The sequence below is a fragment of the Dyadobacter sp. LHD-138 genome, assembly GCF_030929615.1.
Lineage (GTDB): Bacteria > Bacteroidota > Bacteroidia > Cytophagales > Spirosomataceae > Dyadobacter.
The window spans coordinates 192,938-218,558 of the sequence record NZ_JAVFVU010000005.1 but is presented as its reverse complement, the minus strand read 5'-3'; the positions used below and the strand labels follow the sequence as shown (position 1 = coordinate 218,558).

The 25,621-nt window shown below is 43.1% G+C and carries 23 protein-coding genes and 1 riboswitch; of the genes, 8 read left to right on the top strand and 15 right to left on the bottom strand.

What is annotated here, in order from left to right:
- Positions 1–54: 54 nt before the first annotated feature.
- The gene (locus RB622_RS05110; RefSeq protein ID WP_308045447.1) at positions 55–1,131 is read right to left on the bottom strand and encodes a DUF5074 domain-containing protein; all 1,077 of its coding nucleotides are present in this window, start codon (positions 1,129–1,131) and stop codon (positions 55–57) included.
- A 99-nt stretch (positions 1,132–1,230) separates the two neighbouring features.
- Positions 1,231–3,159 carry a TonB-dependent receptor plug domain-containing protein gene (locus RB622_RS05105; RefSeq protein ID WP_308045446.1) on the bottom strand — a complete coding sequence of 643 codons (1,929 nt, stop codon included), beginning with the start codon at positions 3,157–3,159 and terminating at the stop codon, positions 1,231–1,233.
- Between the two features lie 59 nt (positions 3,160–3,218).
- A riboswitch (cobalamin riboswitch) is annotated at positions 3,219–3,423 on the bottom strand.
- A gap of 294 nt (positions 3,424–3,717) precedes the next feature.
- On the opposite strand from RB622_RS05105, the gene RB622_RS05100 reads away from it, so the two are divergent.
- Entirely contained in the window at positions 3,718–4,434 is a 717-nt protein-coding gene (locus RB622_RS05100) for a DMT family transporter (RefSeq protein ID WP_308045445.1), read from the top strand.
- Between the two features lie 19 nt (positions 4,435–4,453).
- On the opposite strand, the gene RB622_RS05095 is transcribed toward RB622_RS05100, so the two are convergent.
- Positions 4,454–4,819, bottom strand: coding sequence for a glyoxalase superfamily protein (locus RB622_RS05095; protein ID WP_308045444.1), 366 nt, complete (start codon positions 4,817–4,819; stop codon positions 4,454–4,456).
- 150 nt (positions 4,820–4,969) lie between these two features.
- On the opposite strand from RB622_RS05095, the gene RB622_RS05090 reads away from it, so the two are divergent.
- Positions 4,970–5,530, top strand: coding sequence for a DUF255 domain-containing protein (locus RB622_RS05090; RefSeq protein ID WP_308045443.1), 561 nt, complete (start codon positions 4,970–4,972; stop codon positions 5,528–5,530).
- A 282-nt stretch (positions 5,531–5,812) separates the two neighbouring features.
- On the opposite strand, the gene prfA is transcribed toward RB622_RS05090, so the two are convergent.
- Positions 5,813–6,886 (bottom strand): peptide chain release factor 1, encoded by a 1,074-nt coding sequence (gene prfA, locus RB622_RS05085; protein ID WP_308045442.1) that lies wholly within the window; start codon positions 6,884–6,886, stop codon positions 5,813–5,815.
- Positions 6,887–7,090: 204 nt separating this feature from the next.
- Between prfA and RB622_RS05080 the strand changes: the two genes are divergently transcribed.
- The 3 genes from RB622_RS05080 to RB622_RS05070 are packed head-to-tail and all read left to right on the top strand — an operon-like array spanning position 7,091 to position 9,256.
- A complete protein-coding gene (locus RB622_RS05080) occupies positions 7,091–7,663 on the top strand; it encodes a hypothetical protein (protein ID WP_308045441.1) in 573 nt (190 codons plus the stop codon).
- A gap of 49 nt (positions 7,664–7,712) precedes the next feature.
- A complete protein-coding gene (locus tag RB622_RS05075; protein WP_308045440.1) occupies positions 7,713–8,318 on the top strand; it encodes a hypothetical protein in 606 nt (201 codons plus the stop codon).
- Positions 8,319–8,326: 8 nt separating this feature from the next.
- Positions 8,327–9,256, top strand: coding sequence for an S-adenosyl-l-methionine hydroxide adenosyltransferase family protein (locus tag RB622_RS05070; RefSeq protein ID WP_308045439.1), 930 nt, complete (start codon positions 8,327–8,329; stop codon positions 9,254–9,256).
- A gap of 77 nt (positions 9,257–9,333) precedes the next feature.
- Here the strand turns inward: RB622_RS05070 and RB622_RS05065 are convergent, their stop codons facing one another.
- From RB622_RS05065 to RB622_RS05050, 4 genes are all read right to left on the bottom strand, one after another.
- Complete coding sequence (locus tag RB622_RS05065; protein ID WP_308045438.1) at positions 9,334–9,615, bottom strand: hypothetical protein; 282 nt, start codon at positions 9,613–9,615, stop codon at positions 9,334–9,336.
- Between the two features lie 98 nt (positions 9,616–9,713).
- On the bottom strand, positions 9,714–10,604 hold the full coding sequence (locus tag RB622_RS05060; protein ID WP_308045437.1) for an aldo/keto reductase: 891 nt from the start codon (positions 10,602–10,604) through the stop codon (positions 9,714–9,716).
- 186 nt (positions 10,605–10,790) lie between these two features.
- Positions 10,791–11,945 (bottom strand): hypothetical protein, encoded by a 1,155-nt coding sequence (locus RB622_RS05055; protein WP_308045436.1) that lies wholly within the window; start codon positions 11,943–11,945, stop codon positions 10,791–10,793.
- A gap of 276 nt (positions 11,946–12,221) precedes the next feature.
- Positions 12,222–13,703 carry an FGGY family carbohydrate kinase gene (locus RB622_RS05050; protein WP_308045435.1) on the bottom strand — a complete coding sequence of 494 codons (1,482 nt, stop codon included), beginning with the start codon at positions 13,701–13,703 and terminating at the stop codon, positions 12,222–12,224.
- 317 nt (positions 13,704–14,020) lie between these two features.
- Here RB622_RS05050 and RB622_RS05045 point away from each other — a divergent pair, with 317 nt between their 5' ends.
- A complete protein-coding gene (locus RB622_RS05045; RefSeq protein ID WP_308045434.1) occupies positions 14,021–15,484 on the top strand; it encodes a M28 family peptidase in 1,464 nt (487 codons plus the stop codon).
- A gap of 41 nt (positions 15,485–15,525) precedes the next feature.
- Here RB622_RS05045 and RB622_RS05040 read toward each other — a convergent pair whose 3' ends face one another.
- Positions 15,526–15,843, bottom strand: coding sequence for a multidrug efflux SMR transporter (locus RB622_RS05040; protein WP_308045520.1), 318 nt, complete (start codon positions 15,841–15,843; stop codon positions 15,526–15,528).
- Between the two features lie 120 nt (positions 15,844–15,963).
- On the bottom strand, positions 15,964–16,527 hold the full coding sequence (locus RB622_RS05035) for a cyclic nucleotide-binding domain-containing protein (protein WP_308045433.1): 564 nt from the start codon (positions 16,525–16,527) through the stop codon (positions 15,964–15,966).
- Positions 16,528–16,650: 123 nt separating this feature from the next.
- On the opposite strand from RB622_RS05035, the gene ispE reads away from it, so the two are divergent.
- Positions 16,651–17,460: a 4-(cytidine 5'-diphospho)-2-C-methyl-D-erythritol kinase gene (gene ispE, locus RB622_RS05030; RefSeq protein ID WP_308045432.1), complete on the top strand. Its 810-nt coding sequence runs from the start codon at positions 16,651–16,653 to the stop codon at positions 17,458–17,460.
- A 100-nt stretch (positions 17,461–17,560) separates the two neighbouring features.
- Positions 17,561–18,187, top strand: coding sequence for a cytochrome c oxidase subunit 3 (locus RB622_RS05025; protein WP_308045431.1), 627 nt, complete (start codon positions 17,561–17,563; stop codon positions 18,185–18,187).
- On the opposite strand, the gene RB622_RS05020 is transcribed toward RB622_RS05025, so the two are convergent.
- The 5 genes from RB622_RS05020 to RB622_RS05000 all read right to left on the bottom strand — a co-directional run bounded on the left by RB622_RS05020 (position 18,184) and on the right by RB622_RS05000 (position 25,566).
- Positions 18,184–19,395 carry a TCR/Tet family MFS transporter gene (locus tag RB622_RS05020; RefSeq protein WP_308045430.1) on the bottom strand — a complete coding sequence of 404 codons (1,212 nt, stop codon included), beginning with the start codon at positions 19,393–19,395 and terminating at the stop codon, positions 18,184–18,186. The genes RB622_RS05025 and RB622_RS05020 overlap by 4 nt on opposite strands.
- Before the next feature lie 112 nt (positions 19,396–19,507).
- Entirely contained in the window at positions 19,508–21,085 is a 1,578-nt protein-coding gene (locus RB622_RS05015) for an OmpA family protein (RefSeq protein ID WP_308045429.1), read from the bottom strand.
- 45 nt (positions 21,086–21,130) lie between these two features.
- Positions 21,131–21,733 (bottom strand): TIGR00730 family Rossman fold protein, encoded by a 603-nt coding sequence (locus tag RB622_RS05010; protein WP_308045428.1) that lies wholly within the window; start codon positions 21,731–21,733, stop codon positions 21,131–21,133.
- Between the two features lie 41 nt (positions 21,734–21,774).
- Complete coding sequence (gene murC / locus RB622_RS05005) at positions 21,775–23,157, bottom strand: Mur ligase family protein (protein ID WP_308045427.1); 1,383 nt, start codon at positions 23,155–23,157, stop codon at positions 21,775–21,777.
- A 132-nt stretch (positions 23,158–23,289) separates the two neighbouring features.
- The gene (locus tag RB622_RS05000; protein ID WP_308045426.1) at positions 23,290–25,566 is read right to left on the bottom strand and encodes a T9SS type A sorting domain-containing protein; all 2,277 of its coding nucleotides are present in this window, start codon (positions 25,564–25,566) and stop codon (positions 23,290–23,292) included.
- Positions 25,567–25,621 lie beyond the last annotated feature (55 nt).

Sequence of the window (25,621 nt, the reverse complement as noted above, 5' to 3'; positions counted from 1 at the left end):
AGTAATTCAGAGAAGTCAACTTTTTGAAAGTTGACTTCTCTTTTTTTGCCTGAATTATCTGAAAAAGAAACCGATCGGAGATATTCCGACTTTGACCGAATCAACTAATGTTCCGTCCGTACGATAACGGATCGCATACCCAGACTGAAGTGGTGAAGGTGTAACGGCTCCGTAAACCAGACCTTGCAAAGGATCAACAGCCAGCCCGGTAAATGGTCTTTTTACGAAAGGGTTTGTAAGGCTTACCTGGGTATCAGTAATTGTGAACTTGTAGGTATTTCCATGACTTCCATAATCCGGAGAAAGTACAAAATAGATTGTCTTCATGTCTGAGCCCATAGCGAAGTTATATGCTGATTGTGAGGCGTCAGAAGTGATTTTTAATGTGCTTTCAATGTCATAGGATTCTGGATTGATACGGATTAATTCAAGACCAGCCTGTACCCATAACTTATTGTTTACATCAATCCCGATTGGATTCGGAACAGCTTTAAAAGATATGGTTTTCGTTACCGCATCACTTGCAGTGCTGATAACAGTAAGATTTTTTCCATTACTTTCTGAGTAATTTCCAACGAAAACTTTGTCCTTATACAAAACCAAATTTTCAGGGCCTCTGTCTGTGCTGATTTTTTTTGTTACCTTTTTTGTTGCCAAATCTACTACGGCAACATATCCTGTTGGAAATGAATAATCAGAATTCAGTGTATTCCAATTGGTAACATAGGCTTTTCCGTTGCCAACGGCCAGCGCCTTACGCGGATTTTCAATGTCAGGGGCACCAATAGATCCTTCTGTTTTCAGCGTGTTGGCACTAACAATCTCAATTTTATCAGCACCAGGGCTGGAATTGTCAATTAAAATAAGTCCCTGATCACCGACCGTTTTGTAATCCTGTACTCCACCGCTAATTTTAGAAGTATTCACCAAAGAGAAGATATCTGCATCAGCGACGTTTTTTTCTCTCGAAAAAAAGGAGATGCTGCCATTATTTTGTGAAAAGTTTCCAATGTTCATCACAAATACACCCTGTACATAAGTACCCTTTGGGGTTGGATCACTTTGATTACATGACCATGCGATCGCAGATATAAGTGTGACGGTTAAAATTCTGGTTAGTGGTTTTCTCATTGTCATTGTATTAAAATAATCGATTGAATATGATTTTGTTAGCGTTATTGGTCTTAATTGGTTGATCGTGTGTCCGTATTTTGATTGCGAAATCATGTCCTACTTTTCAGACGTTTTCGCAGAGAGCACCAAACTGATGGCAAAACTACGCCCGGGCATGGAATTTCCGTTAATGGTTAGGTAAAAAGTGTTATAAATATTGTTGATTCTTCCCTGTAACGAGGCGTTGGCAAAAGACCAGCTAAAATTTGATTCCAGAATCAAATTGTCCAATACATATCCGACAGCCGATTGACTGTGGTCAGCCGTTGTAAACCGTTTTGAAACAACCTGAAATTGGTTGGTCAGGTGAAACCATTTGTACGCAGCAAACATATTGACATTGCCAGCCTGAACGGGAATGTGCGGCAGCTGTTTTCCAACAACGTCCACAGCGTAAGCATCGTATACTTTTTCCTGTGATGTTCTGGTAAGTGCATAGTTGATCGAACTTCCCAACTTTAGGTATTCCCAGTTTCCTTTCCAACCCATTTGCAGCTCGACGCCCCGCGCAATAACCAACTGGAGATTTTCAACATGGAAATTATTGGCTGGATTCCAGTAAGTCCAGTTATCAATTTTGTTATGATAAACGCTGAGATTACTGGTGAAAGAATGGATTTTATTTAAAACATAAACAGCTTCCGCCCCGATTTCTTTATTAAACCCGCTTTCCGGTTTGATACCGGGATTTCCCAAATTTTTCCAGTACCGCTCATTCAGTGTCGGCACGCGGTAGCTTCTGCCAATCGAGCCTCTTAATTTAATTGTATAAGGTTTATCCTGAACCAGACGGTACTCGGCGCCAACTGAAGGTGTAAATGGCGGGTTATAACCCGTTACAAATGCCTGTCGTAAATTTAGGGAGGCTAATAACCTGGGTGAAACCTGAAAGCGGGTTAATACGAATAAATCTCCCCGGTCTTCGGTAATAACCGGGCGCTCGTAGTTTTCTACCTGTGTTTTATAATGGGTGAATTCCCCGCCCGTTTGCACTTGCATGGTACTGCCGGAGGAGCCAATTTTCCACGTAAATGTACGTTCTCCGCGTATCCCCAAACGGTCTGTAACGGCGTGATCGAGCTTGGAGTAATCGCCAACGGCATAATCAATTACATCCCGGACCCATGAAGTCCGTAGGGTCCAATCCTCAAACTGGTAACGGAGCATCGTTCTGTATGACTTAATTCGGGTCAGCTCCCGTCCGGCCAGGTTTTGAGGATTGGTCGTTAAAGCATTATCCGTTAGCCAGACGTGCGCCGACAATTCATGTTTTTTATTTGTGAAAAAAAGATCCTGGACCAGGCCCTTTTGAAAGGTTTTCGAGCGAATCATGTCAACGCCGTTGCGTATGGTTTCACGATACTGATTCTTCATGCTACCGTCATACAGCGCAGTTTTTCCTGAAAAATTCCATTGTTTGTTGAGGCTGGTGCTATACTTTAGGGTCGCCTGCGTCTGGCTGTTCCGGAAACTGTCCTGTTGCCTGCCGATCATGACCTGTAACCCGGCTTGCGGTTTTGCGCTTCCCAATAAAATACTTCCGCCAACAGCATCCGTTCCGACAACGCTCGCCGAGGAGCCGTATTGGACAGATAATTGATCAAAACCGGCGACCGGGATCGCTGAGAAATCCGTTTGCCCAAGCGTGGGCAGGTTAATGTTTAAACCATTCCAGAGTACGGCCGTATGATTGGGCGAAGTTCCGCGAAAGGCTACGGTTGCCAGCTGTCCCGGACCGTAATTTTTAAAAAGTATGGGTGTATTTAATGAAAGTAAATCGGTAATGTTTCGAAAGCGGAATTGCTCCATCGTGACCGAATCTATTTTTTGAACTTTTAACCCGCTCATGAATCTTTCCGGCGCAAAACCATATACGGTGACCGGGGTCAGATGGACAGAATCTTTCTGAGCAACGGCTCTCTGAGCAGTGGAGAGCAATACGAAAAGTCCGGCGATCAGACAAAAATACAGTTGTCTGTTACGCACCTTGAAAGAATAAATTAACCATAGTCGAAACGATTAGATGACTTTTCCGCCGAAAATCAAAACGTTGAACTATTTCTGGCAGGTCTCCTGGCTTGTCTTTTTGATCCTGTGCCTTCCCGTTTTGAACAGTGGCATTGCAGATTGAGATCAATGTTGAAATAAGACTTACAGTTGCGGGGACAGCTCCCGTTTTGCGCGGGATTCCCTTTTAAGCCATAAGGTTGATTCGAAGCAACTTCTGGCACCAAAAACGTCATAAAGGTACAGAATTATTATGGTCCGACCACGGGACAAGCGCAAAGTAAAAGACTTTCCTTAAAACCGGATACGTTATCTTTGCGTAAAATTTCAATCATTTGTTAAGTCGAACAATCAACCGTTTATCACTTTCAGCTCCGCAAAGAGGCGTTCTTCTCATGTTGGGAGCTTCTTTTTTCTTTGCACTGATGTCGGCTATTTCCAAATGGCTGGGCCGTGATTTTCATATGGTGCAGCTCGTTTTTTTTTAGGAATATTGTCGGCGTGGTTTTTATCGGGACGAGCATTTTACAAAGGCCGATGAAGCAAAAAGGAGGAAAACTGGGACTTCTTGTTTTCAGGGGCGTTGTAGGAACGCTCTCGCTTTACCTGCTTTTTTACGCAATCCGGACACTTGGATTGGGTCGGGCTTCTACCTACCAATATACTTATCCGATTTTTCTGGCCTTTCTTTCCTGGTTATTGTTAGGGGAAAAATTGAGTTTCCGGGAGTGGATCGCTATCCTGCTGGGTTTTGTGGGAATATTGTTTGTGTTTCGCCCGGATCTTTCGATGTCATTGAAAAATCATGCTTTGGGACTCGGCAATGCACTGTTAACGGCCATCGCATATCTGGCGATACGGCAGCTTGGCCAGGTTTATGATACGAGAGCTATCGTTTTGTCCTTTATGTTAAGCGGAATCATTTTGCCGGTATTTTCGATGGTGATCGGGACTTACTTTCCACATGAAGGGCTGGATTTTTTAATCGGGACTTTCAAATGGCCGGTGACGCTGGCACATTGGGTCGGATTTTTGGCATTGGGTGTCACAGCGATGATTGGCCAGATTATGATGACCCAGTCTTTCACGTTTGATAAAGCTGGTCGTGTCGCAGCGGTTGGTTATTCCAACATCCTTTTTGCCGTGTTACTGGGGTTATGGATGGGGGAAGCTGTTCCTGCCATGCCTATCATGATGGGTATGGTGCTGATAATCAGTGGTGGATTGCTTGTTTCCTTGTCCAAACAAAAATAGAATACAGATCATTGAAAAATTATTTATTCGCCTCACTAAAAAGTAATTTATTCCCAAACGGATCGGTAACTTCCATTGTTTTGGCGTTCCAGGGCGCGTCTTCAAGCCCCGGGCGGTTGAACCGGTAATTCATTTCGAGCAGCTTCTCGTGATATTTGGTCAGACCGGTGCATTCGATAAAGACCTTGCTTCCGGGCGTACAGTCACCGTGGTGTTCAGTTAAATGAAGCACGATATTGCCTTTTGATATTTGCAGGTAAATCGGGGAATTATCACTGAACCGATGTGTCCAGTCAATATTGAAACCAAGCCAGTCTACGTAAAACTCCATGGCTTTTGCTTCGTCGAAAATTCGGATAAGCGGTATTACTTTGCTGGCTTCCATCGGGATAAATTTATGCAGTCAGCAGTTTGGTTGTAACCCGACTGATACATTATTGAATCATTTCTTTGAATATAAATTTGCCGTAATATTTTGTCATTAAAAATTATTTAGCAGAAATATTCGTTCCTTAGCGGTATGCACAAACTCACTATGAAACGACTTACTTACACAATTATTTTTTCCTGTATTCTGTTTACGGGTTTAACCGGTTTTCGCACAGATTCTACGCCTGCGAAGGGGGAGGAGATCCAATGGCTGACCATTGAGCAGGCTTATGCGAAAATCCAGCAGGAGCCGAGAAAAGTACTTATTGATATTTATACGGACTGGTGCGGCTGGTGTAAAGTAATGGATCGCGAAACGTATAAAAATCCGGAAGTGATTAGTTATATCAACAAAAAATTTTATGCCGTAAAACTGAATGCCGAGCAAACCGAAGCGATAACGATAGGAAACCAGAAATTTGAATTTTTGAAACAGGGTCAAAAAGGTGTGCATCAGATAGCGCTGGCACTGACAAATAATCAGCCGAGTTATCCGACGACGGTTTTTTTAGATGATAAATTTCAAATGATCCAGCCTTTACCGGGTTATATGAAGTCAAAAGAATTTCATGAAGTGATTACGTATTTCGGTGAAAACTATAACAAAAAAGAATCGTTCGAAGATTATAAAGCAAAGACTTATAAGACGATTTATACAGGCAAGTAACCAGGATAATAAGAGAAAATGGGGTAATTGATGAATTTTGTCATCAATTACCCCATTTTCAAATGATCAGGAATCCACCTCATTCGTAGGGATATCCTGTTTATAGCAAGCAAGATGTAGATAGCGATGAAGCTGACTCTTTCGGAGTCTCCTGTGATTTACTATCTATTTGTTTTAAGTCGGCTGTGGCCGGGAGGCTCCGAAGGAGCCGTGGCCTGTTACCAAATTTCCAGTGCTATAAACAGGGAGCTCCTAAAGGAGCTAAAATAATTTCAACAATGATTACATCATTTCACCTTCCTGCATTCTTTCCGCATTTTCCGCAATACGCAGACGCTCGATAAATTCAGCGATATCGCCTTCCATGACAGCCTGTAAATTGTAAACCGTATAACCGATGCGGTGATCCGTAATACGGCTTTGCGGATAGTTGTAGGTACGGATCTTGTCAGATCTGTCACCACTTCCTACCATCGATTTACGCTGAGAACTTACCGCGTCGTTATGCTCTTTCAATTTGATTTCATAAAGACGTGAGCGCAAAACGCCTAATGCCTTGTCCTTGTTTTTCAACTGAGAACGTTCATCCTGGCAGCTCACCACGAGCCCGGAAGGAATGTGGGTAAGGCGCACCGCAGAATAAGTCGTGTTAACCGACTGTCCACCCGCACCTGATGACATAAAGGTATCAATACGCACATCATTCATATTGATCTGAACATCAACCTCTTCCGCTTCCGGTAAAACTGCTACCGAGGCGGCCGACGTGTGGATACGTCCCTGAGATTCTGTTTGCGGAACACGCTGAACACGGTGGACACCGGATTCAAATTTCATCTTTCCGTAAACGTCTTCTCCTTCAACTTTACAAATAATTTCTTTGTATCCGCCATTGGTTCCTTCGGTGAAATCCATGATAGAAGACCTCCATCCCATCTTTTCGAAGAAACGTTGGTACATACGGAACAAATCGCCGGCAAAAATCGCCGCTTCATCGCCACCGGTACCACCTCTTATTTCGAGAATGATGTTACGGCTGTCGTTCGGATCTTTCGGAATGAGCAATTCTTTGATAATCAGCTCCATTTCTTCCATTTGGGGAAGAAGATCGTCCAGTTCCTCTTTTGCCATCTGACGCAGCTCCTCGTCCTTTTCTGTGACAATCATTTCCTTCGTTCCGGCAATATCTTTCTGAAGCTTTTGGTAAATTGCATATTGTTCTACAATCTTGCCCAAATCCTTGTATTCCTTGCTTAGCTTGGAATATTTAGCAGAATTGGAAACGATCTCAGGTTGTATAATTTGTTGCGAAACTTCTTCGAAACGTTCTTTTATGGCCTCTAATTTATCTTGCATATCGCTTTAATGTCTTTTGGCATTGCATATTCGGGCGACAAAGATACGCATTTTAGGTTGAAGAATGTTTTTCGTAGGTTCGTTGTCGGTTTTGAATTAGAAAGTTGTAAATAATGTTGAAAGAAAGAGTGACACTAATTGACCCTATTTCAACATAAAGCACCTTTCAGCGTACCCATTGACTATAACTTACTATTAATAAAAATGAACAGAATTGTTTTTTGCCTGATTCTTTGCCTGTTTTTAGCGGGGTGTAATAATAAGCGTTTGGAAAACACCAAAGAGTTATCCAGTGAGATCAAAGCTTCTAAAATAGTCCGTGTAACCAATACACAGTTGATTTATACCGTAGATGAATGGGGGAAGAAAATCTCAAAACTGGCACAAAAATCTCTGGATGAGGCATTGACCAAAAATCCGGAAAAGGCGGGTGAATTATGTGAAAATCCGTCTCAAATTGCGATAATTGGTGCTTTGGAAAAAGAGTACGGCGTTAAAATTTCCTTATTAGGTGCAGGGGATACAAAGAATCCAATGCTGGATAAAAAGGAGCAGGAGTTGCTGGAAGCATATCTGTACAGTGCTAAAAACAATACGCCGCTAAGCGATAATGTCCAGCCGCTGAATGATACGCTGGTGGTATATAATGTGCCGGCCGATCCAAAAATTTGTAAGGCCTGTCTGGGTGCTCAAACTCCTTCTTTTGCATTGTGGCGGCTATTATTTGATAAAAAGGAGATTTTGAGAAAAGTGGATGTGAAGAAATTAAAAGATTGATCGGATCAATTTTTGTTGGCGTAATGACTGAATCTAAACTGTTTTCGTTATGACTGCCCCGAGTTCACCAGCAACAGAAAATTTCGATCATTTTCGGGAGAACAAGACAATTCCGAAAGTGATTGAGAAGGAAATTTTAAAAGCGCTTTCTTTTTATCCTGAGCTGCAAAAGGTACCGATTGATTTTGTGTTTAAACAAAACATTAAAAAATCGGTTATGCAGGCGCAGCCACAGATCCGGACCATGTTTTATCGGAAGGAAAAGTGGGCTTATCAGATTAATATCAGCGCTTTATTCAAATTGACGCATACCGCGATCCCCATCCATCAGATCCCGGCCGATATCATGATCGGATGGATTGGACATGAATTGGGACATATTATGGATTACCATAGCCGTAATATTTTCGGGATGATCCGGTTCGGGTATGGTTATCTTCTTTCAACAAAATATATCCGTCAAGCCGAAAAAGTGGCTGATACTTTCGCAGTCATGCATGGACTGGGTTATTATATCATCGAAACCAAAAACTTTATCCTGAACCACGCCGAATTGCCTGAACGTTACAAGCAAAAAATCGCCCGTTTATATCTTTCACCTGATGATATTGTTGAACAGGTAAAATTGCTCGAAACGCAGGGGCCGGTTGTATAATTTTAGCCATGGCAACAAGTTTCTATTCATCTTCTTTTAAAAGGATTAAAGTATCCGGCGGAGTTGTCTTCCTGTCGCTACTGACCTTTTTCAATACGTTTGCACAAAATAATATCCTCGTTTTTCAGTCGGATTTTGGATTGAAAGATGGGGCTGTTTCAGCAATGAAGGGCGTTGCTATGGGGGTTTCTCCCGATCTTAAATTGTTTGACATCACCCATGAGATTCCTGCTTATAATATCTGGGAGGCTGCTTATCGTCTGGTCCAAACGGCACCCTATTGGCCGACAGGCACCGTTTTCGTTTCAGTTTGTGATCCTGGCGTGGGCACAGAGCGGAAATCGGTTGTGCTGTTAACGAAGTCGGGGCACTATTTTGTAACGCCGGATAACGGAACACTTACCCTGATTGCGGAGCAATTGGGTATTCGGGAAGTACGGGAGATTGATGAAGTGAGAAACCGCAGGAGAAATTCCAACGAATCCTACACCTTTCATGGGCGCGATGTCTATGCTTTTACCGGCGCGAGACTGGCTTCGAAAACGATAACTTATGAACAGATCGGGCAGAAACTGCCAAATCAGGTTGTTTCGATACCTTATCAGAAACCTTCTTTTGCACAGGGAAGGGTGCAGGGAACGATTCCGATTTTAGACATTCAGTACGGTAATGTCTGGACGGATATTGATAAAAAACTTTTTAATCAGCTGGAAATAAAAATGGGCGACGCTATTCAAGTCCAGGTGTTTAACGGAAATGATAAAATTTATGAGGGTACCGTCAAATACGTCAATACCTTCGGAGAAGTGAAGGAAGGCGTTGATGTGGGGTATTTTAACAGCCTGCTTAATTTCTCCCTGGGTGTAAACATGAACAGCTTTTCAGCAAAATACAAAGTATTCAGTGGGAGTACCTGGCATATTATTTTAAGTAAATAACGGGAAGGGGATGGTTTGACATCAAAAAAACCTGCTCGCTGGAACAGGTTTTTTTTTGAAATATTTTATGAAGCGGATTATAGCTTTTTAGCTTCTGCTTTTACTTCGGCGCCTACTTTATTCGCTACTTTTTTAGTGCCGTCGTAAGCCTTTTCAGCTCCTTCACCCACTTTTTCTGCCCCTTTTTTTATGCCCTTACCTACTATTTTTGCATCTTTTTTTATTTCGGCTCCTACTTTTTTAGCGGTGGCCTTTGTAGCTGCAACTGCTTTTTGCGTTTTGGTAGAGTCTGAACTTTGTGCAAAAGAAACAGTGCTTACCGCTAATCCCAAAGCAGCGAAAACAAATAATTTTTTCATGTTGTTTTGTGTGTTTTTAGATGGTTAGATACTGGGATCAGAACGAGAAACTTTCAGGATAAGTTTATCAAACGGGTTAATAATTATTCCGATTTCGATTAAATGAACGATTTTACTTTTCCCGTTACCTGATATATTTCGTACCAATCCTGATGCGTCAATTTGATATCCGACGCGCTGGCTGCATTTCTGATCCTTGTTTCGGATAATGAACCGATAATTGGCAAAGTCCCCAGCTTCATTAACCAGGCAACCGCGGTTTGCTCGATATTGGCATCGTATTTTTTTCCGATTTCTTCAAGTTTAGCGCGCAAAGCAACTGCCTTTTCGTCTGTTCCATCCAAAATCCGCCCGCCAGCCAATGGCGCCCAGGCCAATGGTTTGCTGAAACATTGTTTGATAAAATCGATACGACCATCTTCAATTGCCGTGGTGTTCATCAAGTTGAGCTCAATGTGGTTGGTAACGATGGGAATACGCAGGAATGAAGCAAGCAGCTGGTGCTGAAACACAGAGAAATTGGCTACACCGATATGTTTCACCTTCCCTGATTTCACTACTTCTGCCAAAGCCCCGGCCGTTTCCTCGGGATCAGCCAGAAAGTCGGCATGCTGTAAAAGGAAAATATCCAGATAATCCGTATTTAATCTTTTTAACGAACCATTCACACTGCTCAGGATGTGCTCTTTGGACGTGTCGTAATACTTGAAACTGCCATCATCCGATTTACGGATCCCGCATTTGCTGAAAAGAACAATCTCTTCTCTTTTGAAAGATTTGTTTTTGATGACCTTCCCGAAATACTCTTCCACGGTAAAATCTCCATATATGTCGGCGTGATCGAAGGTGTTGATGCCAAGCTCCAAACACAGATTAACCGTTTTTTCAATGGATGGAGTGGTTGCCACACCTTCGTCTTTCCATCGCCAGAAACCGTAAATCGCTTCAGATACTTTTGGGCCAGAATCACTTAAACTAACTTTTTTCATTCGGTGGTATTGGTTGAATCAAGGTGCAAAAATACCCTAATTTTAAAAATAGCAATCCAATTTTTGAGATACTCGCTGTTTTGAGTGAAGTGATGACCGATCTTACTGCGTATAACGGCAACTCCCGAGACTGTTTCAAAGACCTTGGCGTTCCTGATGAAGGGTTGGATTTTGAAGGAACAGCGCTTATTCGATAAGAATCTTGAAGCGTTTTGCCGCGGACGGATTAATCGTCGGGATTACTTTCAAAAGGTATATTCCCGGTGGGATTATACCTTTGGGGCTAATGACAAAGGAATCGGGCATTTTATCGGCAAGATGTGTGTCAATGGGAATTTCAGTGCCGAAGGCGTTATAGAGCTTAAAATTATTTGTATGATTGCTTTTCATCGTTACCCTAAAACTTCCTTTGCTCGGATTGGGAAAGACAAAAGAGCCCTCACCGTGATCTGGATTCACAGAAATGATTCTGGAAAATTCAAAGCTCCCGTCAGAATCAAGTTGTTTGAGCCGGAAATAATAAGTTTGTTCCGAATGAATGTCGTTGTCTTTAAACATATAGTCAGATCTGGTTTTTACTGTGGAGTTGCCATCTACATAACCTACTGTCTCAAAATTCAGCGCGTTGATACTTCTTTGGATTTCAAAACCCTGATTCTGTTCTTCCCAGGCCGTTGACCATGTAAGGACGATTGCATTTTTCTCAGTATATCCTGCAAAGGAAATGAGGCGGACCGGCAAAGCGCTGGTTACGGTTCCGTTTATAATGATGTTATCCATTCTTATGGTGCCGGTTGCTGAGGCGTTGGCGGCTCCTCCATCGGAACGTTGTGTCCCATAAGGATAAATTCTGAAGGTTAAGGTAGTGCCTGTTGCCGTGGAGAAATCGGTAAAATCCCAGACGGTTGTTGCACCCGGAGTTGTCGTGGTATTGGGTGCTGCGCCCCAGTTCGTAAAAGTGGCGAAACCATCGGTACTGTAACGGATTTCCAGCTGATTCGGCGCGGAGGCACTGCCCTGTCGGAAGAAACTTAATGAGGTAAGGTTTAGCTGATAACCGGGTGTCGCCGTTACGGAAAATTCAATATAGGAATTATCGTTAACCGCAGCAGTATTGTTCAGCGTCGTGGAGTTGAAGGCATTGGCGAACATGGTGCAGGTCATCGTGCTCCGGATTACGGCTGTACCGGTGGCATTCGGATCCATAACGGGCATGTTCCCTTCCGTCGGACAGGCGGAGGCACCGGGAAATGAATTTTGATAGATCTGGGCGAAGGACAGGACAGGCAGCAATGCGGTGATCGTAAACAGTGTAAACTGTTTAAAGTAGATTTTTTTCATGATAGTGTGTATAAAGTTAATGGTTAACGGAATGAAATTAACCAAAAGAAAATGCTGAAAATAGTAATATTGAATAATAGATCGGGTTTATTCAATATTTGATTATGGTATTCTTAATGCGCATATTTTATTCGTTTTCAGCGCTTTTTGTAGGTTATTTTTACGCCTGGACGAGAGAGAATTGGTTGGAAATGAAAGAAGTCAAGTTTTGGAAACGGGGACGCCCAGTCTTGACTTCTTTAGTGCAATCGATAAACTTCGGATAAAATATTTTACTTACCCGTTCAGTAAAGCTTCCTTCCACTTGCCGTAAGCATCTTTAGTTGCTTCTGTCAGGGAAGAATCGGGCTCAATGGTACGCAAGGCAGACAAGCCCACAAACGCCTCGTCGCGGCTTTTGTAATATCCCAACCCTAAACCAGCCGCACGTGCAGCTCCCTGAGCGCCATCTGTATTGAAAAGCTCAACCGTAGCGCCCGAAACATTGGCAAAAGTTTCCCGGAAAACAGGGCTCAGGAACATGTTGGCCTCACCGGCTCTGATGTTTTTCAGCGATACCCCCAACGTTTCCATTACTTCCATACCGTAGTAAAGTGCAAAAACAATCCCTTCCTGTGCGGCGCGCGTCCAGTGATTAATGCCATGGCGGCTAAACTGAAGTCCCTGGAAATGAGCGCCTGGATCCTGATTTTCAAGCATACGCTCTGCACCATTTCCAAATGGCAGACAAAGTAAACCATCCGAACCAACCGGTGCTTTGGCGGCCAGTTCATTGATCGCAGGATACGATATATTTCCCTGCAACAACGTATTTCGCAGCCAGCTGTTCAGACTGCCCGTTCCGTTTACGCATAAAAGTACACCATAACGCGGCGCTTCCACGGTGTGATTTACATGCAGAAATGTATTGACTCTTGATTTTTCGTCAAATTTTATTTGCTCACTTACACCATAAACAACCCCGGAAGTACCTGCCGTTGCAGCCACTTCGCCCGGTTCGAGCACATTCAGAGAGAAAGCATTATTGGGTTGATCTCCTGCACGATACGTAATAGGAGTTCCGGTTTTTAGCCCTAACGCAGCAGCTGCCTCGGAAGTTAATTTTCCCTGTTCGGAGAAAGTAGGTAAAACCTTTGCGATCAGATTTTTATCGAAACCGAAATAATCCAATAGGAAATCAGCTGGTTTTTCGTCTAAAAAATCCCAGAAAATCCCTTCGGACAAACCCGATGGGGTGGTCACAATTTCATTGGTCATTTTCGCTGCCAGGTAATCACCAGGCAGCATGAATTGATGCACCTGAGCAAAAACGTCCGGCTCGTTTTGCTTTACCCAGCCTAATTTGGATGCGGTAAAGTTTCCGGGAGAATTCAACAGGTGAGGAAGCACTTTTTTCTCTCCAATCGCTTCCATCGCCTTGTTCCCGATTTCAACCGCACGGCTGTCGCACCAGATAATCGATGGACGAAGCACATTCAGATTTTTGTCAACCACCACCAGGCCGTGCATCTGATAAGATATGCCAATGGCACCTACTTCGTCAGATGAAATCCCAGATTGTTTCATCACTGCCTGGGAGGCCAGACAAGCATTCTCCCACCATTGTTCAGGTTGTTGCTCTGCGAACCCAGGTTTGGGCGCGGCAATAGCCATTTCTTTTTCCGGATAAAAAGCCGAAGCAACTACTTGTCCGGTGTCTGCATGCAAAAGACACGCTTTGATGGATGAACTGCCTAAATCGAATCCCAGGAAATACATATTTTTTGTTTTGAGGTTAGTCGCTTTGATGGAAAAATTATAATTATTAACAGATGAAATTTGTAAATACAAAAATGTTGAATTTACATCAGATTACCGCAAACAATAAGTGTATATATTACACTTTATATTGTTTTCATGCGATAACCGTTCGATAATTTTTTGAAATATTTTATGCATTTTTAAATGATTTGGAAAAGTATGTTGTTTGCATTGAGAGCCTAAGTTAAGTTTAAGTTATGCCTCTTGGTTAATAAAAATGAAATTCTTTGCTAACTTAGTTTTCGTAAATCTACATCGTCCTTTTGAAGGAAATTATGAAAAAAATAATATTGGTTGCGGTAGCTGGCGGATTATTCCTTTTAGCCGCGGGGTTTAATTCAGATGATAAGAAATGGGAAAAAACTTTTACACGTCTTGATACAGAAGTAAGAAAGAATAGCAAAGCATACGAAACGCTGGGCAATGCAACCGAAACGATCGGGCACCGGCTGACCGGAAGTGCCAACGGTGAAAAGGCCGAAGCCTATGCTTTTAATTTGCTGAAAAGTTATGGTTTTACGGATGTCGTTTACCAGCCTTTTGAAGTGGAGGCCTGGATGCGCGACACGGTGACGTTAAGTATTGTGCCATCCAGCAGCGATAATTTTCGTGATGTTCCCGTAGTTTCCCTGGCACATTCGCCTGTGGAATCGAATCTGAAAGGGGAGATTGTAGACGTTGGAAATGGCCTTGAAGAGGATTTTGAAGCACTGAAAGATAAGGTAAAGGGTAAGGTTGTATTGGCCAACATCGGTCTGGTGGATGCGAAGGATAAAAAAAATCTGCACCGTTCGGAGAAAACCGCACTGGCTATTAAGTATGGTGCCAGCGGCATTGTAATGGTCAACCAGGCCCCGGGTAAAATTTTACTGACGGGAACTGCTTCCGTTACAGGTGTGATTATTTCTATTCCTGCGGTTTGTGTTTCCAATGACAGCGGGAAGGAAATTCGCAGCTGGTTAAAGGATGAAGGACCGTTACAGGCGCATATTGACATGCATAATATCTCGAAACCGATTAAGGCGAGAAATGTAATCGCAACCTTGAAAGGTAAATCGGATGAAAAAGTGATCATCGGCGGGCACCTGGATTCCTGGGATCTGTCGACCGGAGCGATAGACAACGGGATTGGATCCTTTGCCGTGATGGACATAGCCCGGGCATTTAAGGCTTTAAAAATCAAACCTGAGCGCACCATCCAATTTGTATTATTCATGGGTGAGGAGCAGGGATTATTGGGCTCTAAACATTTCGTGAGTGAATTGAAACGCACCGGTACGATCGATAAGGTTGGTTATATGATGAATCTGGATATGACCAACGACCCGAAAGGTATCAATGCATTTGGGAAAACTGAAATGACAGATTTTTTTAAGGGCGTAGGGGAAGCAATCCGCAACATTGATGCTAACTATAAAAATGAACAGACCAACAGGGCCGGGTTACACAGTGATCATCAGCCATTTATGCTGGAAGGAATTCCGGTTGCGGGCTTATCTGGAACGTTGGCTCCTGATGTAATTCAGTGCTACCATGCGGATTGTGATGATTTCCAGTTGGTAAACAAGCAACAATTAGAAAATACGGTGAGAATTGCCTCTATGTGTTTGTATGCGCTTGCCGATGCGAAAAAACTGGAAGGACGTAAACTTTCTGATACCAAAACCCGGGATTACCTGATTTCTCAGGGCCTGAAACAAGAGCTTTTGATCGGGCAGGAGTGGAGATGGGGTGAGTGATAACACCAATAAAACTGAATTTTAAAAATGGTCTCGAAATGTTATTTCGAGACCATTTTTAGTCCTATGATAGAGCCGATCAATAAAAAGACAAAGAACAGACGCCAGAAATCTGCTGGTTCTTTGTAAAAGAAAATGCCCATAAGTACGGTTCCTACGGCACCAATACCTGTCCAGACCGCATAAGCGGTTCCCAGTGGAATGGTCTGGATGGCTTTGTTCAGTAATAGAAAACTGAAGATGATACAAATAAAAAAGGCAGCGCTCCACTTGAAGTTTGAGAAGTTGTCGGAGAGTTTCAAACTGGTTGTAAATCCTATTTCAAACACACCAGCGATAAAAAGAATAAGCCAGGCTATCATGTTAACTTTTATTAAAAGGTACAAATTACGGTCGGTTTCGATGAATTACTGACCGTTAACCTGACAAAGGTCGTGCTGTTTATTGAAAGAAAATTTTACAAATGTTAAAAAATGAAGTTATCTGATTTCGGCTCTGATGCGGCTCAACGTCACCTGGCTTATCCCCAAATAGGAAGCAATATGCCCCAGCTGCACCCTTTGTAATATATCAGGACTGGTTTTGATAAAGTCTTCGTAACATTCCTTGGCGGTCTTAAATTGCCGGGCTATGAAACATTCCTCAACTTTGATCAGCTCGGATTCTGCCAGTCTTCTTCCCCAGTTAGCCAGTTCCAGATCGGTTGAATAAAGGTTTTGAAGTGCCGTGTGCGGTATTTTGTACAAAACCGAATCCTCCAGCAGCTCGATATTTTCGTAGCCAGGTGTATTGAGAAAGAAGCTGTTGTAGGAAAGCAAAATATTTGATTCGGCACCCAGCCAGAAATTGATTTCCTTATCGTCTTTATGACAAAAAGCACGTGCAACACCTTTTTCCAGCAGGTAAACTGAGCGTTCGGTCCTGCCTGCTTTGATCAGCATGTGGCCTTTTGAAAATTCAGCTTTTTCAAGTAGTGGAAGCAGTTTTGGCAACGATTCCTCTGGTAGTCCTAGGGACAGGATTTTCTTAATTACGTTTTCCAACGGGATAATTTTGTTCAGAATTCCGGATAAGTTACACTAAATAAATTTCAATACTTATTTGTGACAGGGTATTTTAACTTTGGGGGATTACTGCGGATATTTGTACGTAAATTTTCCATTTCCATGCTTGTATTTCCAAACGCAAAAATTAATATCGGACTCAATATAGTAGAAAAGAGGCCTGACGGATTTCATAATATAGAATCGTGTTTTTATCCGGTCGGCTGGTCTGATGCATTGGAAATAACTGTGGCGGAAAATTTTGAATTTCATACGGACGGAATAGCGATTCCGGGCAGTTCATCTGACAATTTATGCACGAAGGCTTACCAGATGCTTGCCGCGGATTATATCCTGCCCAACGTGAACATTCATTTGTTAAAAGCTGTTCCTATTGGAGCGGGCCTTGGTGGAGGTTCTGCTGATGCTGCTTTCACCATTACGGCATTGAATAAGCTGTTTTCGCTTGGTATTTCTTTGGAAAAACAGCAGGATTATGCACGTAGATTGGGCAGTGACTGTGCTTTTTTTATAGATAATAAACCGGTTTATTGTTTTGACAAAGGTGACCGGTTCGAAAAAATGGATCTGACATTGGCCGGCAAATGGGTTGTGTTGGTAAATCCCGGATTACACATTTCGACAGTGGAAGCATATGCCGGTATTAAGCCTGAAAAATCGACGACCGACCTGAGGGAGACATTAAAACAACCGATTGAAAACTGGAAGGCGTTCGTGAAAAATGATTTTGAAAATTCGCTTTTTCCGAAATTTCCTGTGCTGGCCGGGATCAAGGAAATATTATACAAACAGGGCGCTGCTTATGCGGCCATGAGCGGTTCTGGATCAACCTTATTTGGCATTTTTGAAGCAGAAACAGATTTATCGACTATTTTTAAGAACTATAAAATATGGCAGGGAACCTTAAAATAATTTTTGTTCTTCCTGTTGTATCTGAAATGGAAAAATTGTCGTTATAGAAACTTATAGTCTCGTGTAATCTCCCTACTTTGATATAAAGAAAACAGAAATAATGAGTCCCAAACACTCTACCAAGTATAAAGAAAACCCTTTTACGAAGCGAAGAGAGCCTTTCGGGTTCATGCTTTGGCTGGGGGTTATTGGTAGCTCGTTGTTGTTTGTCGTTATTTTTATCGAGTATCTTCTTCGGATGGACGGGGGAAACTGGCGTTTCGTAGCACTCCCGGATATGTTCTGGCTGAGCACGCTGGTTATTCTGTTCAGTAGTATTACGCTGCATGAGGCGAATCTTGCTTTTATTCAGGAACGCTTTTTACATTATCGCATTTTTCTCGCCGCAACACTGACGCTCGGTATCACCTTTATGTTGCTGCAGGGCGGTGGTTGGATTGAAATGATCGAAGACGGAAGCTTCAATAATATTAATTCTTCCTCAGGTTTTATCTACCTGCTTACGGGGTTGCACCTGTTACATATCCTGGTCGGCGTGATATACATGGGCATTGTTTTTCGTAAAGCTTTAAAAAACAGGACTTATGTTGACGCTTTTGTTTACAGTGTCAATCCTCCGAACCGGCTGCAATTAAAGCTTATTACCCGTTACTGGCATTTTGTGGACGTACTTTGGGTAGTCGTTTTTCTGCTTTTGCTTTCGCTGAGTTTTTTCAATACCTATTAAAAACCTTTTTTCAGACTTCTTCGGGCCAGGTACGCACTCAGTAACGTAAGTACCGCGGCAGTGAGCATAGGCGCGCCCGGAAAATAAACCGGTGTACTGGATTTTGTGAAAAAATAGAAAAGATTGCTCATCAGTGGCGGGCCAATGATGGAAGTCAGACTCATCAAACTGGTAAGCGCTCCCTGCAATTGTCCCTGCTCATTGGCAGGCACCTGGGTGGAAATGATCCCCTGAAGTGATGGCCCGGCAATACCACCCAGGATGTAAGGGACCATAAAGGCAAACATCATCCAGGTTTCCCTTGCAAATGAAAACAGTACGAAGCCAAGGGAATAAAGAAACAAACCGACGTAAACGCCTCGTTTCTGGCCTAGTTTAGGGATAATAAGCCGGATAAGCCCCCCCTGAACAATAGCCCCCAGTAAACCCATAGCACCCAGCGAATAGCCTATTGTTTTTTCATTCCAATGGAATTTCTCCATGGTATAATACGACCAGTTACTTTGTACGGCGTGCATGGCAATATACAGCAGTGCAAGAGAAATAATTAATCCGGAAATAACAGGATATTTCTGTAAATGTTTTAAGGCGCCAATAGGATTGGCCTGGTTCCAGCTGAATTTACGACGGTTTTCAACTTTTAACGATTCCGGTAAAATGATCAGGCCATAAATGAAATTAAGCATGGATAACCCTGCGGCCGCCAGGAAAGGTACACGTGAGCCATACTGGCCTAAAAGACCACCCAAAACCGGCCCGATGATGAATCCGAGCCCAAAAGCTGCGCCAATCAAACCGAAGTTCTGAGCACGTTTTTCGGGTGTGCTGACATCGGCAATGTAGGCGGCGCCGGTTGTAAAACTTGCCCCCATGACCCCGGCAATCATACGTCCGACAAACAACCAGATGATACTTGGTGCATACGCCAGGAACATATAATCGAGCGTGAAACCGAGTAAAGATGCCAGTAAAACGGGTCTGCGGCCAAATTGGTCACTCAGGCCGCCCACAATGGGTGCGCAGATAAATTGTACGAATGAATAGGAAAAAAGGATCCAGCCGCCATAACGGGCCGCGTCACTCAAACTGCCGCCAACAAGTTCACTGATTAGTTTTGGCATGACCGGAATAATAATTCCAAGGCCCATCACATCAATTAGCAGCGTAATAAATATAAATCCGATCGCCGGAGATTTCTTAGAAGTCATAAGGAGTAATTATTCTCCAAATGTACAGCTAAAATCATGTCGGAGAGATTAAAAAATGGTTAGTTAATTGGTTTTTGTTGGGTGGAAGGTATTTGATCGCCCACAGACGTTCTTACTTTTTCAGAATCTTAAATTCAACCCTTCTGTTTGTTTGTTGCCCTTCCGGCGTATCGTTTTTGGCTACCGGTTTGGTTTCTCCGTAGCCTTTACTTGTCACGCGGTCTGGCTCTATTCCTTTGCCGATAAGGTATTCGCTCACGGCGTCGGCCCGATCCTGGGAGAGTTTAAGGTTGGTTTCGTTGCCACCAATGTTGTCGGTATGTCCCCCGATTTCAATGAATAATTTTTTGTTATCATTCATCGTAATGGCGATTCTGTCCAGCTCAGGAAATGACTCCTTGTTAAGCGTGGCTTTTCCGAAAGCAAAGAAAATATTATTCAGGCGAACAATTTGCCCTTCTTCAATTGGAATAAGTTTGAGCGACTTGTTGGTTATTTCCTTGTAGTTTTTACCTATGCCTACCGTGGTGGAATCCGTCAGGTCGATATTTTCTCCTTCGGCTATAAAGTCGGGAGCAACGGCACGCATGCTGTATTTTTGTCCGTAAGGAAGGACAATTTTATATTCGCCCGTTGTTGGATTTGTCGTAGCGGTACCTGCTTCTTCACCATCCGGCAAAGTTTGATAAATGATGGTCGCTTCGATGGGTTTCCCCGTTTTGGAATCAATAACCTTACCACTGATCATCACAACCGGATCGGAGGTCGGTACATTAGGCTGGGTTTTTGTTGTGTCACCCGGCGCCGGTTTTGGCTGCAAATTATAGCGTACCACATCACCTTTGCCTTCGGTGTCCTTAAATGAAACCATATAAGCATAGTCGCCGACTGCCGAAATGGTATAATATGCGTCATAGCCATCGGTATTGATGGCCGAACCCAGGTTAACGGGACGGCTCCATCTTTTCCACGATTTGTCGATACGCTTGCTGTAATAAATGTCGTTGCTTCCCTGTCCACCTTTTCTGTCCGTTGAAAAATAAAGTGTGACGCCATCTGGTGCCAAAAACGGTGTTGTCTCCGTAAATTCCTCAGTATTGATCTCCTTCCCAAGATTCATCGGTTTAGTCCAGGAGCCGTCTTTTTGTTTGAAACTAACATAAAGATCATCGACCTTACTGTTCTTTTTTTCACTGAAAGACATGACGAGTACTTTTCCGTCCGTGGACAAATAACCGCAGTCAAATTGTCCTTTGCTGGTTTTGGCATAACCGGGGATCTCAATTTTGTTGGGAGCCGACCATCCGCGGGCTGTTTTTTTACTCAAAGAAAATCCGCGGGTTTCGTAGGTTCCGCTTTTGTAGGCACCTTTTAGCAAAAGCGTATTTCCATCCGGTGTAATACTGTACAAGCTGTTATATTCTTCCTTATTTAAAGGAGAGGGCAGCCTGCGCGCAGCCGACCATTTATCATTTTTTAGTTCGGAAAACCAGATATCCTGGCTCCCCTTCGTACCATTTGTGTTTTGTGGATGGCTGATTCTGGAAAAATAAATTGTTTTCCCATCGGGAGAAATAATCGGTGCAATTTCGTTAAATTCGGTATTGACCGTTTTTCCAAGATTTTCCAGCTGTGCCCAAACGGATGAGCAGCTCAGCGTACAAAAAACAAATAACAGAGGGAGGCGCATTTTGTCAGAGGATATGGTGCATGATGAACGAATAGAAAACGAAATTTATTTTTCTATATTTTTCACAAACAACGATGTATCAAGCGGCTTATTTTCTTTCTCGCTTTCGTGGTAGGCCTGCATCTTCTCAAGGAGGTCGGTCGCACGATCCGAAACAATTAAAAGATCAAGTTGTGCCTGGTGTAAAAAACCTTCTTCCACCATTTTGTTTAGGTGCGCAAGCAGGTGATCATAAAATCCATTGATATTCAGGACGCCGATCGGGCCGTGGAAAATTTTCAGTTGGGACCAGGTCAGGATTTCAAATAATTCATCCAGTGTTCCGAAGCCGCCAGGCAAAGCGATAACGCCGTCAGAAAGTGAAACCATTTTGGCTTTACGTTCGTGCATGGTATCCACAAAATGCAGCTCGGTCAGTGTTTTCTGGGCAACTTCCAGTTTTGCCAAAAAATTGGGGATAATGCCCGTGGCAAGACCATTGTTTTCCAAGGCGCCATCGGCCACACGGCCCATCAGACCCATGTTGCCGCCGCCGTAGATTAACCTGATATTTTTCTTTGCCAGTTCTGCTCCCAATTCATAAGCCGATTCACGATAAATCTGCTTGTGGCCAAAATTTGCTCCGCAATAAACTACGATGGATTGCATTGAATTTCTATTTTAATGGTTTTGCTTTGGTAAGCAAATAACTACTTAACAAGGCTGTCTGCAAGATTTTTCAAATCCAGATCACCAAATGTGCCGGAGCTCATCAGCAACAGATTTGCCTGATGCCAGTTTTGTGTTTTAAGGAAATTAAGCAACGCCTTATTGTCCGTGAAAACATTCAGATCTTCGCGTTTAAAAGCTTCTCTGATGTCATTTTCAGTAATCGGTTCCAGCTTTTTATGTTCAACAGTAAGCGGATTGTAATAAACCACGGCAACATCCGCCGCATTCATTTTTCTGCGATACTGTTTCAGAAAAGTCTTATTGAGGCTACTGAAAGTATGCAGCTCTGCCACAGCAACCAGTGTCCTGTCAGGAAATTGTGCTTTAACGGCGGATGTGGTGGCCTCAACTTTTGACGGTGCGTGAGCAAAATCACGATAAATGTTGATTTCATTATTACTTCCCAACAATTCCATTCGCTTCGAGGCGCCTTTGAAAGATTGGATAGCCGCGTAAAAATTTTCATCCGTAATGCCCAGTCTTTCGCAGACTGCTTTTGCACCACTGATATTTTTCATATTATGTTCTCCAAAAACAAGAACGGGGATATCGCCATTTTCTGCCGTAGTCAGGAAGGTGTTTCCGTTTTCTATTTTATACGGATGGGCTTTGTAAGATGTACTGACCACATCAGCGCGTTCTTTTTGCCCGATTACGTCCAGCATATCATCCGTTTCGTCAAAAACAATAACGCCGGCTTTGGGGATAGCATCGGCAAGCAGTTCAAACTGTTTTACATAGGATTCCCAGGTAGGGAACACATTAAAATGATCCCAGGCAATTCCGCTGATCAGGGCAATGTGCGGCTGGTAATGCATGAACTTAGGCGTGCGGTCCAGGGGAGAAGTGAAATATTCATCGCCTTCGATCACGATCAATGGAGCTTCATCCGAAAGTTTTACCATGTTCTCGAAACCTTCGATCTGCGCGCCTACCAGATAATTGAAGACCCGCTTGTTGAAATTCAGAACATGCAGGATCATGGAGGTGATCGTCGTTTTACCATGGCTGCCCGCAACGACAACCCGTTGTTTATCCACGCTGTGTTCAAAAATATACTCAGGATAGGAATAAACCTTTATGCCCAGTTCCTGTGCTTTTTTCAGTTCAGGATTGTCCTCCCTTGCGTGCATACCCAAAATAACTGCTTCCAGTTCAGGTGTAACCTTTTCAGGAAACCATCCCATTTCGGCAGGGAGTAAGTTATGTTTTTTTAAACGGCTTACCGACGGCTCGTAAATTTCGTCGTCGGATCCGGTTATTGTAAAACCTTTTTGTTGTAATGCTATGGCAAGATTGTGCATAACACTCCCGCCTATGGAGATAAAATGTATTTTTCGCAAAGAAGAATTTTGACTCATTATTATAATCGGAATGACTGATTCGAAGCGAAGTTAGCAAGAATTGCCCTTTAGGCAAATGACTGCTAAATCGCTTTCGACAAAAATACTTAATCCTTTAAGATAAAGACAAGTATTTACAGTTGCTATCAGTTATCCTTTTTTGACAAATTTCAACGTTTCAAACGAGCCATTTGTGGTAATGAGGCGTACTAAATAGGCACCAGGGGCCAGTTCGCTAACATTTATTTCAGGCCCCGACTTATTGTCGGATTCGTAAACAATGGTACCGGCAAGGTTGATCACCTGCACTTTATTTATATTATCCCAGTTGTCAGTTTTGATCAGTAATTTATTTGTTGCCGGATTAGGGTAGGTTGCAATCGTAGACTCAACCGGGAAACGTACACTACGGATTGAGCTGTATCCAAAGCTTTCATCCCGATCGATCATTTTTAAACGGTAAAGATTTTCGCCGGATGTTGGTTCACTATCCGTAAAGGTATAGTTGGAAAGCGTTTGAATCGTTTCTCCTTTTGCTTTCACCTGCCCGATTGTGCTCCATTGTTTTCCGTCCCCGCTACGTTCCACCTCAAAATGGTCACTGTTTGTTTCAGTGATTGTATGCCAGTTGAGTAAGGTTGTTTTGCCCTCTTTGTCGGCTGTAAATTTGGTCAGGGTAACAGGCAGGGAACCTTCAACAAGGAGGGCCGTTGTGGCTGCCTTAGGGCTGCATCCGCTTCGGGCAGTTTTTACTGTATATACATAATTACCATCGTCTTTGGGAGCATTTATTACAATGGATTCTCCGCTGCCGCTTGTAATGCCCGTGCCGCTCCATGAAAAAGTGGCTCCATCACATTCAGGCCCGACACACTTAACGGACAACGCTGTTTTAGCGCCAGGCGCTATTTTTCCGCCAGGCGATGCAGCCTGGATTGTGAACGTGCAGGGAAGAAAATTCGCAGAATCCCAAAGATTATCCCAGTATCCGTCGTCCGACATTTTGATTGATTTTGGCGTAATGTCTGTCGTTGCCCAGTTCATTGCCCCCATGGTTCTCCACGGTTCAAATATATATTCGTCGGTAAATATCTTTGGGAATATATTCACTTTAACCGGTGCAGACCTGGCTGGGGCAGTATAAGACCCGTTGACGAATTGGGCACGGCATTTGGCCAGTGCAGGTATCAGCTGCATGATCTGGCCATCGGTGAAATGCATGGCAATATGTACATAATTTGTCCCGTGTTTGTAGGCACGCGGCATCCATTCCTGAGGAATTCCTCCGTCGATTCCGCTGCCGGGCCTCTGTTCTCCCAAGTCTTCAGGATCAAATTCAATAGCTGCGATCTTGTTCATGTCGGTGCCTTTTATCACATCTGCGATGGAAATTTTTCTCCATAGATCATATTGGGTCGTACCGTCTGAGCTATAAATGCCATCAGCCAGCTGAAGTGCCAGTGGAATTGTGCTGTTATGCATGTGGCGTAAATTACCTTGCTGCGAGCCAAAATCGGAAATGAAATACAATACCTTAATGGAAGGGCTATGGCTTTTGACCACTTTGTAAAATCCTTCAAACATTTTTAGAAGGCCCCATCCGGCAAATCTGTGCAGGTCACGACCCATCTCTGAATTCCAGTTGCCGTCCATGGGCTGGGGAGCGTTTTTAATTTCATATTCCTGTGACCCCCATTTGGCCTTTGTTTTGTTTGGGAAGCGTGCCGGAAGAAATTTAGTTCTCCAGTCCTGTAACGCCTTTTGCTCAAATAACCCTGGTTCGGAGTTCCCCGAGTTAAATGGCATGGCAAATTCCTCGGCCGGGCTGTTACCCATTTGTACATAAAGTAATTTGGGATAAAATTCAGTGATTTGCGAAAGAACATCATCAACAAACGCATAGAACCGTGTCTTTCCATAGTCTGAATAAATGGAGGGACAAGTGTAGGCAATTTCTGTTCTGACAAAGTTGCCATATCTGGTTTGGGCGATATCGTTGGTTGTGAAATAATCGTCATTCCAGATGCCGGGCCTTTGATATGGAAAATGAAGTGCAAATTTCATTCCCGGTTTTAGCGCTACGATCGCTTTTACGGCTTCAACAATTTTTTGACGCTCGTACTTACCAGGCTCTGGTTCGTATTGATTCCACTCAATATGCAGACGCACAGCGGTTACGCTGGCATCCTGCCCTTCATGAGATATGTTAACAAACTTTTTGATATAGTCCCACTGCTGGTGGTTGATCCCGTTGGCATCATCGCGACTAAATCCATAACCCGTTGTATTGATAATAAGCTCTGTTTGAGCACGCAGATCATTATTGATGAAAACCAATAAAACTAGAATAAGTTTAATACTGGTATCTAATTTCTTTAACAGCTGACAAAAGGCAGATGATTTAAAGTCGTAGCGTTTTCTGTTCATAAATTGAAAATTGCAAGTGAGAAGTGTATTTCCAATTCTAAACATACTACATAAT

Excerpts from the sequence above, each read along its gene's own strand:
- RB622_RS05055 (WP_308045436.1), bottom strand. The coding sequence starts at position 11,945 with ATGAAAAAAATCTACTTTAAACAGTTTACACTGTTTACGATCACCGCA.
- prfA (WP_308045442.1), bottom strand. The coding sequence starts at position 6,886 with ATGCAAGATAAATTAGAGGCCATAAAAGAACGTTTCGAAGAAGTTTCG.
- RB622_RS05025 (WP_308045431.1), top strand. The coding sequence starts at position 17,561 with ATGAGTCCCAAACACTCTACCAAGTATAAAGAAAACCCTTTTACGAAG.
- RB622_RS05045 (WP_308045434.1), top strand. The coding sequence starts at position 14,021 with ATGAAAAAAATAATATTGGTTGCGGTAGCTGGCGGATTATTCCTTTTA.
- murC (WP_308045427.1), bottom strand. The coding sequence starts at position 23,157 with ATGAGTCAAAATTCTTCTTTGCGAAAAATACATTTTATCTCCATAGGC.
- RB622_RS05015 (WP_308045429.1), bottom strand. The coding sequence starts at position 21,085 with ATGCGCCTCCCTCTGTTATTTGTTTTTTGTACGCTGAGCTGCTCATCC.
- RB622_RS05065 (WP_308045438.1), bottom strand. The coding sequence starts at position 9,615 with ATGAAAAAATTATTTGTTTTCGCTGCTTTGGGATTAGCGGTAAGCACT.
- RB622_RS05050 (WP_308045435.1), bottom strand. The coding sequence starts at position 13,703 with ATGTATTTCCTGGGATTCGATTTAGGCAGTTCATCCATCAAAGCGTGT.
- RB622_RS05060 (WP_308045437.1), bottom strand. The coding sequence starts at position 10,604 with ATGAAAAAAGTTAGTTTAAGTGATTCTGGCCCAAAAGTATCTGAAGCG.
- RB622_RS05080 (WP_308045441.1), top strand. The coding sequence starts at position 7,091 with ATGAACAGAATTGTTTTTTGCCTGATTCTTTGCCTGTTTTTAGCGGGG.
- RB622_RS05100 (WP_308045445.1), top strand. The coding sequence starts at position 3,718 with ATGAAGCAAAAAGGAGGAAAACTGGGACTTCTTGTTTTCAGGGGCGTT.
- RB622_RS05000 (WP_308045426.1), bottom strand. The coding sequence starts at position 25,566 with ATGAACAGAAAACGCTACGACTTTAAATCATCTGCCTTTTGTCAGCTG.
- RB622_RS05070 (WP_308045439.1), top strand. The coding sequence starts at position 8,327 with ATGGCAACAAGTTTCTATTCATCTTCTTTTAAAAGGATTAAAGTATCC.
- RB622_RS05075 (WP_308045440.1), top strand. The coding sequence starts at position 7,713 with ATGACTGCCCCGAGTTCACCAGCAACAGAAAATTTCGATCATTTTCGG.
- ispE (WP_308045432.1), top strand. The coding sequence starts at position 16,651 with ATGCTTGTATTTCCAAACGCAAAAATTAATATCGGACTCAATATAGTA.
- RB622_RS05090 (WP_308045443.1), top strand. The coding sequence starts at position 4,970 with ATGAAACGACTTACTTACACAATTATTTTTTCCTGTATTCTGTTTACG.
- RB622_RS05010 (WP_308045428.1), bottom strand. The coding sequence starts at position 21,733 with ATGCAATCCATCGTAGTTTATTGCGGAGCAAATTTTGGCCACAAGCAG.
- RB622_RS05110 (WP_308045447.1), bottom strand. The coding sequence starts at position 1,131 with ATGAGAAAACCACTAACCAGAATTTTAACCGTCACACTTATATCTGCG.
- RB622_RS05020 (WP_308045430.1), bottom strand. The coding sequence starts at position 19,395 with ATGACTTCTAAGAAATCTCCGGCGATCGGATTTATATTTATTACGCTG.
- RB622_RS05095 (WP_308045444.1), bottom strand. The coding sequence starts at position 4,819 with ATGGAAGCCAGCAAAGTAATACCGCTTATCCGAATTTTCGACGAAGCA.